Origin of the sequence: Zunongwangia pacifica (assembly GCF_023499215.1) — a bacterium.
GTDB lineage: Bacteria > Bacteroidota > Bacteroidia > Flavobacteriales > Flavobacteriaceae > Zunongwangia > Zunongwangia pacifica.
On record NZ_JAKHSK010000057.1, the window covers coordinates 1 to 16,071 of the forward strand.

The window sequence follows — 16,071 nt, forward strand, 5'->3', positions numbered from 1 at the left end:
GTTACTAAACAGGTTTGATACTACCGTGGCAAGCTGGAAAGGGTTTAACTATCTTGCTTTTATTGTATTAGCCTTGAAAAAGTTCAAACCCTTCAAAAAGGAAAAAGTTTAAACGAGTTCAGTATAATTTGGTGCACAGGATTTGGTTACGCTACAGATTATCTAAAAAACATTACCGAAATTCAGGAAAACGGAGAAATCGCTACGAATGGTACCGCAGCTAAGGATTGTAGTGGCCTGTGGCTGGTAGGTTTTGGGCAATGGACGGGTTTTGCCTCTGCAACTTTAATTGGTGTTGGACGATCTGCCAGAAAAACAGTTACTGAAATTAAAGAATATCTGGATTTTTCGGAGTAGTTTTTAGACTGAAATAAACTACCTTAGGGCAACACCATCAGGCATTCCAATCTCGATTATCGAGTAAAGAAAATGATCTTCAACAACATTTAAATTCTTAACAAGATCAGTTTTGCAGCGTTAAATGTCCGCTAAAAATAAAAGCCATTTTTGCGCTTAAGAATGGTTGTTCTTATATTCAATGTGAACAAAAAATAGTGTTATGAAAATTGAAGGAAAAACAGTGATTATTACCGGAGCTTCGAGTGGAATAGGAGAAGCTACCGCCAAAAAATTAGCCAAAGAAGGTGCTAATGTTGTGATTTCGGCTAGAAGGGAAGATCGGCTAAAATCTTTAAAAGAAGCCATTGAAAAAGATGGAGGTAAGGCACTGGTGGTAACTGCCGATGTTACTAAAAAAGAAGATTTTGAAAAAATAGTTAGTGAAACCAAAAGTAAATTCGGGAGTATTGATGCATTGGTCAATAATGCCGGATTAATGCCACTTTCTTATGTAAAAAATCTACATACCGATGAGTGGGACACCATGGTAGATGTAAATATTAAAGGTGTACTAAACGGAGTTGCGGCAGTTTTACCAACCATGAAAGAACAAAAATCAGGTCATATTATAAATATTTCATCTTCGGCCGGAAATAAAATTTATCCTGGTGGTGCGGTTTACTGTGCAACAAAAGCGGCGGTAAAAATGTTTACAGAAGGTCTTAGAATGGAATTGGCGCCTAACTTCGGAATAAAAGCAACGTCTATCGAACCCGGAGCTGTAGATACCGAATTAACCGATACGATTACCGATGAAGAAGTTAAGAAGGATTTTGTTTCTAGTTTACAAGAATTAACTCCTTTAGAGTCTGAAGATATTGCTGAAGCTATTTATTATGCACTTTCCCAACCCGGAAGAGCAAATATTAATGAGGTTTATGTAATGCCAACTCAGCAACAACAATAAAGAACTAAAGATAGTCAAAAAAAAACCTCCGATTTTCGGAGGTTTTTTTTATGATTACATCTTCTATATTTAAACTTCAACCAGCATTTTACCGGTATTTTTTCCTTCAAAAATCTCGATAAAAGCTTTTGGCACATTTTCAAATCCTTCACGTTTGGTTTCGTCAAATTTCAACTTATCATCTGCAAGCCAGCTTCCTAATTGTTTAATCGCTTCCTGAAATTCATCGGCATGATCTCTAACGATAAATCCCTGCATTAATGCACGTTTCTTTACCATAATGCCTTCTAAACGCATTCCTTTTGGCACTTCCTCTTTGTTGTATATAGAAATGGCTCCGCAATTAATGATTCTGGCAAAATCATTAATGTTTTGCATCGCCGCATCTAAAATTTCACCACCTACATTATCAAAATAAACATCCACACCATCTGGGCAATTTTCTGCAATAGCTTTAGCCATATTTTCAGTGGTCTTATAATTGATACCCGCGTCAAATCCGAAATCGTTTTTTATATGATCTATTTTTTCATCAGTCCCGGCGATTCCTACCACTCGGCAACCTTTAATTTTTCCAATCTGGCCAACAATACTACCTACTGCTCCTGCAGCTCCAGAAACCAGTAAAGTTTCTCCTTCTTTTAACTTTCCAATATTCTCTAAAGCCAGGTAGGCTGTTAATCCGGTGAGTCCCAAAACGCCCAAATAAGCCGAAAGAGGTACTTTTTTGTTAGTGATTTTATTTAATCCTTCCCCCGTATGTTTTTGAAGTTGTTTCCATTGTAACATACCACTTACATGATCCCCTTCCTGAAATTCGTCATTTTTAGATTCAATTATTTCAGCTACAACCATAGAAGACAATGGCTCATTTAATTTAAATGGTGTTATGTACGAATCTTCATCGCGCATTCTTCCCCGTAAATAAGGATCTACGGAAATGTATTTAGAAGCTAATAGAATTTCGCCATCTTGCAGCGCTGGTTTTTCTTCTTCTTTAAATTCAAAATTTTTCTCTTCAGGTTTGCCTGAAGGACGTTCTTTTAATGTGATAACCTTATTCATAATATCATTTTTTTTGAAATTAAATGAATCTCAAATAATCACCAAAAAGCAAGTCATAATTTATCCTTAATATCAAAATTCACTATAATTTTAAAGATTTTTTAAAAATTAGGATCATCTTTTTTAGGTAGTCATGGTAATATATTCCGCATGTTATCCTCAATTATGATACACAACGACATGGAAGAATGGGAAGGAGGACATACTTTTATCGCGAGGTTTGGAATGATCAAAAACGTAATTTTTTTTATAGATTAAAACTATGGGCTTTAATTTCTATTTAACATTTACAAAAGTTAATTTGATAACTTTGTAGTCCAACAAACTAATCACCTAAAAAAGGCGCATTGATAAAACAACTTTCTGAGTTTTTGTATTCCATTTTAAAGTTTTTACGCAGCACAGATTTCACAAAAGCTGTAATTTTAACTATTAGTATTGGCTCTGCAATCGCGATTTTTAATGCACTGGGATTATCTAAAATAGGAGTTCCTTTAGCAGTAGGTTGTTTACTTACGGCACCTAGTGATACCATTGGGACACTAAAACATAAAATTGTGGGGGTTGTTACAGCAGCTTTTCTCTCAGGACTTACTTCGCTGATAATAGGCTATTCCTCCAGTAATATTTATGTTACCATACCCGTGGTAGGGATTATGGTCTTTGCAATTTCATATCTTGCGGTTTACGGGTTTAGAGCCTCGATGGTAGCTTTTGCCGGATTAATGGCTGTGGTGCTTAGTTTTGCCAATGTAGATACCTCTATGCCGCTTTGGCAACATGCGCTATTAATTTCGGGTGGAGGGTTATGGTACTTGTCGCTAAGTTTACTGTGGCACTTTATAAATCCCAAACATGAAACCGAACAGTTACTAGCGCAGTGCCTAGCACTTACAGGAGAATATTTACAAGTTCGTTCTCAACTGATCCTTAACATTGAAAGAAGGGACGATTTGCAACAACAACTTTTTGATCTGCAAAATGAACTTAACCAAAAGCACGAGAGTTTACGGGAAGTTTTAATAAGTTCTAGAAAATTATCAGGGAATTCTAATTATGCACGTAAGCGTTTATTGGTTTTTATAGAACTGGTAGATATTCTTGAATTGGGAATGGCAAATCCTGTTAATTATAAACGCATGGATTTTCTATTTAAAGACGATAAGGAGTTTTTAAAAATTTTTAGTGATGTCACTCATTATTTGGGACTTCAGCTTTTAGAAGTATCAAAATCTATAGAAAGTAAAAGACCTGTTCCTGAAAATAAAATTTCAGAATATATAGAAAAATCCCGTGAGGCCGTAAATCGCTATCGCGATCAGATTGATATTACCCAAAAACGGGAGCATATTTTAATGCTGCATAACCTCTTTGATTATCAGGAAAGGCAGTCTCATAAGATTAATACCATTTATGGGGTCGTAAATAATCTAAAGCAGGGAAATGCCATTTTTATGAAGCATAAAGAAGTGGTAAAGTTTATCACTCCGCAGGAATATTCATTTAAAACCCTACAGGAAAATTTCAATTTTGTATCTCCTATTTTTCGACATGCTTTAAGACTGGCCATGGTGGTTTTAGTTGGTTTTTCTATAGGTGCCTTCTTTTCTATACAAAATGCATACTGGATACTTTTAACCATTGTTGTGATTATGCGGCCGAATTACGGACTCACAAAATCGCGGACAAAAGAACGGATTATAGGTACGTTAATTGGTGGTGTAATTGCGATCATCATCGTTTTTATTACTCAAAATACCTATGTGTATGGTGCTTTAGGTTTATTATCCTTAACCATGGCGTTTTCATTAATTCAAAGAAATTATACAACTGCTGCGGTGTTTATTACCCTTAGTATTATTTTTATTTATGCGTTGTTAAAACCCGATGTAATTAAGGTAATTGAGTATAGAATTATCGATACTTTTGTGGGAGCGATATTGGCCGGTTTAGGGAATCTTTTTTTATGGCCCGCGTGGGAAGCAGAAAATATCAAGAATGTTATCGCAACCAGCATTGCTGCGAATCGTGAGTATTTTCTGGAAATAGATAAGTTTTATCACAAAAAAGGAGAGCTTCCTACAAGTTATAAACTCTCCAGAAAAAAAGCTTTTCTTGAGATGGGAAACCTTAGTGCAGCCTTTCAGCGAATGACACAGGAACCCAAATCGAAACAAAAAGACCTTGGCTTAATTTATCGATTGGTAAGCTTAAATCAAACTTTTTTATCTGCGTTGGCATCTATGGGTACCTATATACGAAATCACAATACCACTGAAGCTTCTAAGGATTTTGAGGTTTTTGTAAAACAGATCTTGCATAGTTTAAATAATGCAGAAGAAGGCTTACTAGCCCAGGCAAAACAAAAGAAAACCAATGTGGAATTACTGAAAGAGGCAAAATCCAGATTGGATGAAAAATATGAAGAATTAGTAAAAATAAGAAATCAGGAAATTGCTGACGGGAAAGAACTGGCAGATCATGATATGCGCTTACAGCTTCAGGAAGCACAGCTAATTACTAATCAGTTACAATGGCTGCTGGATATTTCTAAAAACATCAGAAAAACGGTTTTTAAAACCACTTCAATCTAAAAAATGAGTAAACGAGCCCTTAAAAAATATCTGAAAGAACTTGATAAAGAAGACCTGGAAGAACAAATTATCGATTTATACGAACGTTTAGATGAAGTAAAGGTATTTTATAATTTTGTTTTTAATCCTAACGAAAGAAAGCTTATTGAAAACGCCAAGATTAAAATCAGTCGGGAATATTTTCCAGAAAACAGAAGAAAGCGACCTAAAGCACGTCGTTCTGTAGCGCAAAAATTTATCAAGCATTTTATAAAATTAGGGGTAGACCCTATAAAAACGGCAGATTTGATGCTTTATAATATCGAAATTGCCCAGACTTTTGCTGAGGATCGCTCAAGTATCAAAGAGGCTTTCTATAAATCGATGTATAAATCTTATGAATAAGCCGTAAAGTATATTTTACAAAACGGTATTACAAGTGAGTTTGAAAAACGGATTATTAAAATTGCCATTCATACAGAGCATCAGGATTGGCCAAACAACTATTTGTTTTTAAAAATATCTTCGCAGTTTAACTTAATTTAACAAGTATACATTATTTTTGGTTTCATAGATTTGATATGAAGCTAATAATCACTCTCTTATTTCTTATTTTCGCTATTCCCGCTATGGGGCAATTGGGATTTTGCGGGGGAAGTAAAGGCGATCCTATTTTTCAATTTGACTTTTCGGGATCTGGAGCATCATTTCAAGAATACACCAGTTATAGTTTAGTTTCCAATACTCCTGAGGATGGATATTATACGGTTTCTTCAGATTTGGGTAGTCAAAATTTGCCCTGGCATAACTATTTTCCACAAACCACAATATCTAATGGAAATGCCATGATTGTAAATGCAAGTTATACCGCAGGCTTATTCTTTGAAATTGAGATTCCGAATCTATGTGAAAACACCACCTATGAATTTTCTGCATTTTTAATGAATATTTACGATCGATCCAGTAATATTTGCGGAAATGGAGGAATTCCAATCAATGTAAGATTTGAAATTTGGGATAAAACCAATACCCAATTGATTAATAGCGGAGATACCGGCGATATTCATTCCACTACCAGTCCGCAATGGGACCAATACGGTTTAACTTTTCAAACAGAACCCGGGCAGGAAACAGTGAACCTTAAAATTTATAATAATGGGGAAGGAGGATGTGGAAACGATCTCGCTATAGACGACATTATCTTTAGATCCTGTGGCGACTTAACGATTATTGAAAGTCCTGATACCGAAACTACAGAAATTGCACTCTGTGAAGAAAATGCTCCCGGTACGTATACTTTAACCGCAACTCCAGATAATGCAGTGTATCAGGATCATTTTTACCAGTGGCAATCCAGATTAGAAGGGGAGGATTTTAAAGATATTCCGGGAGCGACAAGTCAACAATATACCGCTTCCAATATCACCAAAACCACATACTACAGGGTAAAAGTAGCTGAAGACAGTGTGAATTTATATAATGCATACTGTAGCTCTGCTTCAGATGAATTTAGTATTCTTTTTATAGAAAGCCCTACGGCTCCAGTTTCTGCCGGAGACGTAAATTGGTGTGATAACCTGGGGCCGGCAACTTTATTGGTTAGTGCAACCGGTGAACAGCAAATCGCTTGGTATGATACTGAAACCGGTGGAAATAGATTAGCCGAAGGCGCTTCTTTTCAGCCGGAAAAAGCAGGAACGTATTACGCTGAAGCTTTTTATAAAGATTATTCCTGTGAAGTAAGTAAGCGCACAGCAGTGAACTTAACTATTAACAAAGCTCCGGTTGTAAAAAATGAAATTTTACAAATTTGCCCGAATGCTACTTTAATTTTAGATGCTGAAATGGCTAATCATAGCTATAATTGGAGTACAGGTGAAACGAGCGCTCAGATTGTAATCGATAGCCCGGGTATATATAATGTAGAAATTAGTACTCCTGAATCCTGCTCCAGCACCAAAACTTTTGAGGTATATCTGGTTGATGATGCCCAGATTGCAGAAGTAACATCCGATGACCGTAAGATCAGTATCATACCGCAAAATGAAGGCGAATTTGAATATAGTTTAGACGGAATCAATTTTCAGCAATCAAATACATTTCAAAATATTGATGGTGGTATTTATACTGCTTTTATGCGAGATTTAGCTAATTGTAAAATGGTAAGCTTAGAGTTTCCGCATATTGTTGTCCCAAAAGTTATTACACCAAATGGTGACGGTTATAATGACTATTTTAATCTAAACGGTGTTGAATATTTTGCAAGTTCCATCATCGCGATCTTCGATAGATACGGAACATTAATTACCACCGGAAAGGGATCAGGATTTGAATGGGATGGAAGTTTTAACGGAAAACAATTGCCAGCAGGTGAATATTGGTACAGGATTTTAATTGTAAATTTTGAAGAAATAAAAGGTCACTTTTCGTTACTTAGGTAATATAAATTACTTTGGATAATATTGAAAAATAGGTTTTTATGATTATTGAAATTCGAGGTTTTTAGGTCCATTTTTATTGTAGAGAACAGCAAATCTTTTTAGAGATGTGACCAATCAAAAAAGACAGCCAATTATGACTGTCTTTTTCTCAAATAGATTGGTTGGTTAAAAGTTATGAAGTTTCCCCTGTTGAAATCTCCATATTTTTATTGATAATTTCATCTTTTTCAGTTGCTATTCCTTTTTTATGAAGAAAGAATGGTAAACCGAAACCGATGATCGTTAAAAACCCGCCTAAAAAGAAGATATTTGTTATTTCAGCAAAGATATTTCCACTAGATAAAATACCAAGAATAAGAATGGTAGATAAAGGAAAGGACAAAGCCAAAATACTAATGGCAAAATTGGGATTAAAGGTTTTATGCTCTTCCTTAGCTTCTGCTGCATCTACGGCTGAAATATGAGCGAAAGGCCAAAAACTACAGGCACTTAAGCCAAAAGCAAGCATTAATAACATATCACTTTTAACGGAGATACCGATAAGTATAATCAATAAACCCGTTAATAGTATAACAAATCCTGCCCTAAGCATTAAGATCCCTAAAATCTGGAGGAGCTGATTTTTTTTAATATTTACCGCCAAGCCAATGTATAATAGAACCAAAGGAGTCATTAATAAACTCAATCTGCTTAAGGTTTCATTGGCAAAAAAAGGAAGCGAGTTCATATTAATTCCAAAACCAACGAGCAATAAAGCAGCAGCTATGAATACATTTACCGGTTCAGAAATCATTGCGATCCCTAAAGATTTAAGCTTAGCTGTACCCGATTGGGCCTTTTTCTTTTGCACTTTATAATGCCAGTTCATAGCGACGACATAGAGTATCATTAATACAAAAACTTTATTTCCAAGATCGGCCATTGCCGCTTTAGCTAAATAAGAATCTCCCAGATATTCCAGCACAAACGGAAAACAGGAAAGCCCTGGTGCTAAAGAGGGGATTAGCATTTTAGCAGTGCGATAATTAGAGGTCTCTTTTTCTATACCTAATATGGGAAGTAATAAAGGAAATACAAAAAATAAAAGTGCATTTAATAATAAAGCCAGTAGTGGTAGTAATAATAAATCTGCCTCTACTTTTATACCTAATAACGCGATAAAAATAGTTGCGGGTAATGCAAGGTTAAGAATAATCTTTTTTATCCCAACAACCTCAGCTTTAGTACTAAATTTAATTTTTAAAAGTAATCCTATCCCGATAAAGAGAATAAAAGTTATAGTTTTTTGTAGGCTTACATCCATAAATTAAACCAGAATTTCATCAATTGCGTCAGTAAAATATTTCATTTCTTTCATGGTCCCCATACTTACACGGCACCAGTCCTGATCCCAAAACTTAAAGGCACGAACCACAACTTTCTTTTCATAGATCTTTTCCAGGAATTCATCGCCGTCCATAGCTATAGGAAAAATGACAAAGTTGGTATTCGATGGCATATAATCCATTCCGCGGCTTTTAAGATACGTGATGGTATAGTTTCTAGCTTCTTCAATCTTAGCTTTACAATTCTTTAGATAAGCTTCATCTTTCATACTTGCCGAGGCCGCTGCGATACTAGGCCCCGTAATTCCCATTCCACCACGGGTGATATCGTTTATCTCTTCAAGGGATTTTTTATTTCCCAGCATATAGCCAACTCTTAAACCGGCCATACCATGGATTTTAGAAAATGTTCTGGCAACATAAATATCGTAACCCTCAGCAACAAGTGGAGCCATACTCGCGTTCATACCCTCAGGAGAAAGTTCGATATAAGCTTCATCGATAAATACTGGTACTTTTTTAGAAACGCGCTTGCAAAAATCTTTAAGATTTTCAGTATCAGTCATCGTAGCGGTTGGATTATTAGGGTTGGTGATATAAACCAGCTTAGTGTCCTTATCTATAGCTTCTTCCATCGCTTTTAAATCGTGCTGGTAATCATCGGTTAATTTCACCGCTTTCCAATTTCCACCGGCAGCTTTAGCGACGCTAACTAGGGACATATAACTAGGATCGCCACTAACAACATTTCCGCCATGCTGAAATTTCACCAATGCTGTTTTTTCAAGTAAATCAGAGGATCCGGGCCCCATCATCACATTATAGGGTTCCACACCCTCATATTCTGAAATCTGACTCACTAATTCTCCTAAAGAACCCCAGGAATAATGATTCCCTTCCATAACCGCTTTTTGAAAAGCTTCCGCAGCCATTTTTGATGGTCCATGCGGATTTTCATTCCAAACCAATCTCGCTTTTACGTTTTTTAAATCAGGAAATTTTGGTGGAGTATATTCATCAAATGAATTACTATAATTAAATAAAAACTTATTGTTTTTGGATTGTGCTTCTGCAACAGATTTTGCCCAAAGATCTGAGGGCGCCACAGCAACAGCTCCCATTGCTAATGCGCCTCTTTTTAGCCATTCTCTTCTATTTAAACTCATAAATAAGTGGTGTTTGCGTTATGATTTAAAAATAAAGATTAACACAATATTAAGCAATGATAAAACATTAAAAATGAAGCAGGTGTAATTCTAAATTCATAATTTTTTTACCTTTTTTTAAGATAACTCAAAAAAGTATAAATTAAACATGCTAGAAGATGTAATCTCTTGAGAAAAACATAATTGTATTATTTACATTTATAAATTAATTTTATTTTTGCCTGCTTATCCCATAATATGAAAATGTCATATCAATTTTTTGTTAGTTTTTTAGCCTTTGTTTTTAGTACTGTAACCTTTGCTCAAGGTCCAGTTGAAATACATATTAATACCGAAAATAAATATCAAACTATAGAAGGTTGGGGAAGTTCTTTATGCTGGTGGGCGAGTGAAGTAGGGACCTGGAATGATAAAAAAGTAGATAGTATTGTACATATCATTACTTCGCCAGATCTTTTAAACATGAACATTTTTAGGTTTAATATTGGTGGTGGGGACGATCCTGAGCACGCCGGAGGTCACATGGCGAAAGGAAAAGGTACCAGAGCAGAAATGGAAGGTTATAAAGACGGGCCAGATAAACCTTATAATTGGAATGCAGATGCCGGGCAGCGTAACATCCTACTTAAAATTAAAAAATCCCGCCCAGATGCCGTTTTTGAAGCTTTTTCCAACTCGGCTCCTTATTGGATGACAAAAAGTAAATGTTCCGCAGGATTTTTTAAAGCAGATGAAGATAATCTAGACCCTTCACAATACGCCGCATTTACAGATTACCTGCTAGAGGTTGTGCAACATTATAAAACAAAATATGATATAGATTTTAAAACGCTGGAGCCTTTTAACGAATCTACTTCATCCTATTGGTATTATAAGGGAAGTCAGGAAGGATGTCATTTTGATGCCGAAAGTCAGATTGAAGTTTTAAAAATATTGTATCCCAGATTAAAGAAAACCGGTCTTAAAACCATAATTGCGGCACCCGATGAAACTAATCTTGAAGCTACTTTAAAAGTTTTAGAGGCCTATAAAAATCAAGGAGAAGTGTTTAATTGGATTGGCCAGATAAATACCCATACGTATGCCGGGACCAATAAGCAGCGCCGAGCAGTAAAAAAATGGGTGGATAGTTTACAAAAGCCATTTTGGCAATCTGAAACCGGACCTTCTGGCGGGAAGTACAAAAATGCTTTAGAAAACAATTTGGCTTTGGCTCAGAAAATGTTTAACGACCTAAAAATAATGAAACCCGATGCCTGGCTCGACTGGCAGCTTATGGAGGAACATAATGCGACCTGGTGCCAGATGAAAGCCGATTTTAATTCTGAAGAATTTGAAATTGTAAAAAATCTTTATGTGAGAATGCAAGTCACCAGATTTATAAAACAGGGGTACCAGATTATTGATACCGATCATAAAGAGGTGCTTGCTGCCATAAGCCCAAACGGTGATGAAGTAGTGAGTATTTTGTTGAATAAAGAAACCGGAAGGGATAAAAAATTTAAGCTGAAATTTGATAAAATGGATACCTATTCTTTGGCTGAAGTTTTTAGAACCAGTAAGAACGAAGATTGTAAAGCTTTAGATGCTTCAGGTTTTTCTATGGATGGCATTAAAGCTCCTGCCTTATCTTTAACCACTTTTATTTTTAGAAAATAAGCATATTTAAGGGAACCTCAATCAAGATAGATGTTCAAAATTTAAAAGTTCAAGGTTAAAAAGTTGTTGTATCGCTAAGTCTTTTTTCAGTTACAGTCATCCAAAATAAACAGTACTGCTTCCTGGCTCTTGCTACTCTAATCTATTTTCTCTTCTTCTCTATATTCTAACTTCCATCAGAAAAAGATCTCTCCGCTTCGGTCGAGATGATACACTTTAGAATTCAAGATTTATGGTCTCAAATTCCAATTTTGCCTTAAATGGAATGAGAAACCTGTTTTCATTATACAATTTACTGTATACATTTTACAGTAATTCAAAATTCATCATTTAAAATTCAAAATTAATAGTCCTGCTTCCTGGGTCTTGAATCTTGCTTCCTACGTCTATTCTCTAAATGTCTATTTTCTATACTCTAATTTATAGCAATTCAATATCAAAAAGAGCGTAAGATTTAAAATTTAAAAACGACTATATTAAGCGTTTTAAAGCTTCCATATTTATGCATCAAAAAATTCTAGACCACGTTTCTAAAATAATCGATCTCGACGAAGAGGAAAAAGCTGAATTCCTAAGCATTTTGAGTCCGGTGAAATTATCCAAAAAAGAATATTTAATTAAAAGTGACGAATTGGTGCATCATAATTTTTTTGTGGTAAAAGGTTGTTTAAGGGCTTTTTATCGGGATGATCAGGAAAACGAAGCCAACTTACAGTTTGCCATGGAAGATTGGTGGATTAGCGATTACGAAGCTTTAAACGGGGGGATTCCGGCAAGATTAAATGTAGAATGTCTGGAAGATTGTGAGCTTTTGGCCATTCATCGTGATGCGCAGGAAGAGTTATACCGAAGGATCCCAAAATTTGAACGCTTTTTTAGAATTAAGGTGATGAATTCTTTTATCGCATTGCGGGGCCGAATTATGTCAAGTCTGCAAAAAAGTAGCAAAGAACGTTATGTTGAATTTTATGATCGCTTCCCCGAACTTCAAAACCGAATCGCAAATTATCACATCGCAAATTATTTGGGGATTAAGCCAGAGAGTTTGAGTAGAATACGAAAAGAGCTAATCTAGCTTAACAATTTTTAACAAGGTAAGCTAACATACATCAATCTCTTATTACAGCATTATCCATTAAATTTGCCGTGAAGGGAAAAAAATTGCTAAATGAAAAGTGGAGAGGCTTTATAAAACGTATTCAAAATCGTTTTTTTAAAGCCTTTTTACTGGATAATAGAAATTAAGTGCTCCAATCCCGAAAGCTATTGGGATGCCTCGAAATAAAAATGATTTCCGAAAAAAATGTCTCACGGACTTATCCTGAGGTACTTTACTTTAAAAGAAAATGAAAAATTATGAGTAAACAACCGCTTTTAACCGAATATAATTTAAACGGATTAAAATTACCTAACCGCGTAGTGATGGCACCAATGACGCGTAGTCGCGCTGATAATCCTGAAAATGCACCACGCGAAGATTTTGAAGCAGAATATTATGCCCTAAGAGCTTCAGCCGGGTTAATCATTACAGAAGGTTCTCCCATAAGTGACGATGCGATTGGCTATGTAAACGTTCCTGGGATTTATAAACCTGCACAAATTGAAGGTTGGAAAAAAGTAACCAAAAAGGTACACGATAAAGATGGCCGAATTTTTATTCAGTTATGGCATGTAGGGAGAATGTCACATCCAGATTTTCATAACGGAGAAAAGCCTTTGGCACCTTCAGCAATCAATCCGAACGCACAGTCTTATACTCCGCAGGGTTTTAAAGATACCGTGACTCCAAAAGAAATGACAATTGCTGACATTAAGAAAACCATAGAAGATTTTAAAAACGGCGCTAAAAATGCAATGGAAGCGGGTTTTGATGGTATAGAAATACATTCTTCTAACGGGTATCTTTTACACCAATTTTTTAACGGAACTTCAAATACCAGAACCGATGAATATGGCGGTACTATAGAAAATCGTGCTAAAATTCTTTTTGAAGTGATCGTTGCGATTAAAGAAGTGATGCCAGAGCAGCAAATAGGATTGCGATTAAATCCTTCCTTAGACGGACCATTTGGAATAACCATGGATGAAGAGACCATCCCAACATTCGATTATATCGTAAATAAGTTAAACGATTATGATTTAGCTTATGTGCACTTATCTGAACCTTTTACCGATGTTTCTGATAATAAATTTGCTGTTTCTGAAATCGCAAAGCATTATCGACCATTATATAAAGGAACTTTGATGATCAACTCAAATTTCGATCAGGAAAAAGGAAATAAAGTTATTGAAGAAGGGAATGCCGATTTAGTAGCCTACGGAAAACCATATATTTCTAATCCAGATCTTGTAGAGCGATTTGAAAAAGAAATAGCACTTACAGATTGGGACGAAGACACTTTTTATGTTCCCGGTAAAGAAGGGTATTTAGATTATCCGGTAAAAGCTAGAGATTAAAAAACAAACTGTTTTCCTAAAAAAAAGGCCGTCTAAAAACTCAGTTTTAGTCAACCTGAACTTGTTTCAGGTTCTCATAACGATTTTTAAATCAATGAGATGAGATTCTGAAACAAGTTCAGAATGACGTTTTTGGATGTTTTTAGACAGCCTCTTTTTTATTTCTTAAATCTAGAATCTTTAATTCTTCACTTTTACCGTAGACCGTTTTTTTGATGGTCTGGCATTTTTGTTAAGTACATAATGCGGAGCTTTATTTAATGCCATAAACGATTCTTCAGAATAGATTTTAGTACCAAAGGTTTTAGCTTCTTCAATCACCAGTTCATCAGCATTCTTTCCTGTGATTAAAATCCCCGTTTCTGTAGACATTTTAGGTTCAACTTCTACATTCCATGCCTTTAATTGTTCTGTTATTTCGTGTTTGTTATCCTTACATAAATCACCATCAATAAGGACTTTTTGGCCTTTAAACTCATCTGCGATGGTTGTTCGCCTATTGGGTTTTAGGGTTTTTTGCTTATCCGATAAATGGTTAAATATTAAGAATGAGACAAATAGAAAAATTAAAATGTAAGTTGCAATAATTAGGGTTTCAGGAGTCATAGCAATTTTTGTTAGTTTGGGTTTATCTTTTTTCTTTTTAAGCTTAATTTTTCGCCGCGAAAATATGTATTGAAACTTCTAATTTCATGCAAAAAACCTAGTTTAAGGAATATTTAACCCAAATCTTAAAAAGTATAAAAAAAAGGATTTCAAAGCTGAAATCCTTTTTTATTGTGCTATTCTTTTGAAGGCTATGCTATAAATTTAATAACATTTTTACCAATAGACTGACCACTTTCCTGTAATTGGTGTACTTCTCTAAATACCTGAGTATCTAAACCTTCAAAAGTATTGTTTATCGTCGATTTTAGGGTCCCTTCTTCAAAAAGTAATCGTAACTCTTCTAAAATTTTATGTTGTTCGATCATGTCTTCCGTTTTAAAAAGAGAACGGGTAAACATGAATTCCCAATGGAAAGCCACACTTTTATTTTTTAATTTGTTTAAGTCTAGTGGATTCTTATTTTCTACAATAGAACAAATATGACCCTGTGGTTTAATAAGATTTGCCATAGCTTCCCAATGCATATCGGTATCAAAAAAATTAAGGATATAATCTATATTTTCGATATTGGCCTTTTTCAGGTCATTTTCTAAATCGTGATGGTTCACAATGACATCGGCACCCATTTTTTTGCACCAATCACTCGTCTCTTCTCTAGAAGCTGTAGCAATAACCTGAATGTTGGTTAATTTTTTGGCCAGTTGAATTCCTATAGAACCTACACCGCCGGCACCACCAATAATCAATAGTTTCTTAGCGTTTTCACCATTTTTCTGTAGTCGTAAACGATCAAAAATAGCTTCCCAGGCCGTAATGGCGGTTAGCGGCATTGCCGCGGCTTCTTCAAAAGACAAATTAGAAGGTTTGTGGCCTGCGATTCTAGCATCTATTAACTGAAATTCGGCATTACAACCCGGTCTTTCGTATTCACCAGAATAATAAACTTCATCACCAACCTTAAAATTTGATACTTCATTACCTACCGCTTCAACAACTCCGGCAGCATCCCAACCTAAAATTTTTGGTTCGTCGAGTTCCTTATCTTTAGCGGCACTTTGTCGAACTTTATAATCTACCGGATTTACTGAGACTGCGTGGATTTTAACCAGAAGGTCCTTCGATTCTGGCATTGGCTTTTCGGTTTCAAAAGAGATAAAACAATTTTTATCGTCTACCGGTAAAGACTTTGTTATTCCTATGGCTTTCATAATTTTTCTTTTTGCTGAAATTAATGAACTCGTTTAAACTTTTTCCTTTTTGAAGGGTTTGAACTTTTTCAAGGCTAATACAATAAAAGCAAGATAGTTAAACCCTTTCCAGCTTGCCACGGTAGTATCAAACCTGTTTACTAACGACCGGAAACTGTCCATCCAGGCATTGGTACGCTCGATGACATAGCGTTGGTCATAAAGTTCTTTGTCAAAATAGTCATCTCTGTCCCTGTCACCGTTGCGTCTGTTGAAGCAGATA

At 35.5% G+C, this 16,071-nt stretch carries 11 protein-coding genes and 3 pseudogenes; 8 read left to right on the top strand and 6 right to left on the bottom strand.

Features of this window, described 5'->3' with window-relative positions; genetic code table 11:
* Both L1967_RS21060 and L1967_RS21065 read left to right on the top strand, forming a co-directional pair.
* Positions 1-112, top strand: a pseudogene (locus L1967_RS21060) (IS5 family transposase); the annotation flags it as partial.
* A 447-nt stretch (positions 113-559) separates the two neighbouring features.
* A complete protein-coding gene (locus L1967_RS21065) occupies positions 560-1,306 on the top strand; it encodes an SDR family oxidoreductase (RefSeq protein ID WP_249603476.1) in 747 nt (248 codons plus the stop codon).
* A 69-nt stretch (positions 1,307-1,375) separates the two neighbouring features.
* On the opposite strand, the gene L1967_RS21070 is transcribed toward L1967_RS21065, so the two are convergent.
* Positions 1,376-2,371: an NADP-dependent oxidoreductase gene (locus L1967_RS21070; RefSeq protein ID WP_249603477.1), complete on the bottom strand. Its 996-nt coding sequence runs from the start codon at positions 2,369-2,371 to the stop codon at positions 1,376-1,378.
* Positions 2,372-2,718: 347 nt separating this feature from the next.
* Between L1967_RS21070 and L1967_RS21075 the strand changes: the two genes are divergently transcribed.
* The 3 genes and pseudogenes from L1967_RS21075 to L1967_RS21085 all read left to right on the top strand — a co-directional run bounded on the left by L1967_RS21075 (position 2,719) and on the right by L1967_RS21085 (position 7,385).
* Positions 2,719-4,965 (top strand): FUSC family protein, encoded by a 2,247-nt coding sequence (locus tag L1967_RS21075; protein WP_249603478.1) that lies wholly within the window; start codon positions 2,719-2,721, stop codon positions 4,963-4,965.
* A 3-nt stretch (positions 4,966-4,968) separates the two neighbouring features.
* Positions 4,969-5,490, top strand: a pseudogene (locus L1967_RS21080) (DUF6155 family protein).
* Positions 5,491-5,525: 35 nt separating this feature from the next.
* Entirely contained in the window at positions 5,526-7,385 is a 1,860-nt protein-coding gene (locus tag L1967_RS21085; protein ID WP_249603479.1) for a T9SS type B sorting domain-containing protein, read from the top strand.
* A gap of 172 nt (positions 7,386-7,557) precedes the next feature.
* Here L1967_RS21085 and L1967_RS21090 read toward each other — a convergent pair whose 3' ends face one another.
* Complete coding sequence (locus tag L1967_RS21090) at positions 7,558-8,688, bottom strand: AEC family transporter (protein WP_249603480.1); 1,131 nt, start codon at positions 8,686-8,688, stop codon at positions 7,558-7,560.
* 3 nt (positions 8,689-8,691) lie between these two features.
* Positions 8,692-9,876, bottom strand: coding sequence for a pyridoxal phosphate-dependent aminotransferase (locus L1967_RS21095; protein ID WP_249603481.1), 1,185 nt, complete (start codon positions 9,874-9,876; stop codon positions 8,692-8,694).
* A 243-nt stretch (positions 9,877-10,119) separates the two neighbouring features.
* Between L1967_RS21095 and L1967_RS21100 the strand changes: the two genes are divergently transcribed.
* The 3 genes from L1967_RS21100 (at position 10,120) to L1967_RS21110 (ending at position 13,992) form a co-directional block, all read left to right on the top strand.
* Entirely contained in the window at positions 10,120-11,535 is a 1,416-nt protein-coding gene (locus tag L1967_RS21100; protein WP_249603482.1) for a glycoside hydrolase family 30 protein, read from the top strand.
* A 502-nt stretch (positions 11,536-12,037) separates the two neighbouring features.
* Positions 12,038-12,610, top strand: coding sequence for a Crp/Fnr family transcriptional regulator (locus L1967_RS21105; protein WP_249603483.1), 573 nt, complete (start codon positions 12,038-12,040; stop codon positions 12,608-12,610).
* A gap of 281 nt (positions 12,611-12,891) precedes the next feature.
* Positions 12,892-13,992: an alkene reductase gene (locus L1967_RS21110; RefSeq protein ID WP_249603484.1), complete on the top strand. Its 1,101-nt coding sequence runs from the start codon at positions 12,892-12,894 to the stop codon at positions 13,990-13,992.
* Positions 13,993-14,172: 180 nt separating this feature from the next.
* Here the strand turns inward: L1967_RS21110 and L1967_RS21115 are convergent, their stop codons facing one another.
* The 3 genes and pseudogenes from L1967_RS21115 to L1967_RS21125 all read right to left on the bottom strand — a co-directional run.
* Positions 14,173-14,598, bottom strand: coding sequence for a hypothetical protein (locus L1967_RS21115; RefSeq protein WP_249603485.1), 426 nt, complete (start codon positions 14,596-14,598; stop codon positions 14,173-14,175).
* A gap of 191 nt (positions 14,599-14,789) precedes the next feature.
* A complete protein-coding gene (locus L1967_RS21120) occupies positions 14,790-15,809 on the bottom strand; it encodes a zinc-binding alcohol dehydrogenase family protein (RefSeq protein WP_249603486.1) in 1,020 nt (339 codons plus the stop codon).
* A gap of 33 nt (positions 15,810-15,842) precedes the next feature.
* Positions 15,843-16,071 (bottom strand): annotated as a pseudogene (locus L1967_RS21125) (IS5/IS1182 family transposase); the annotation flags it as partial.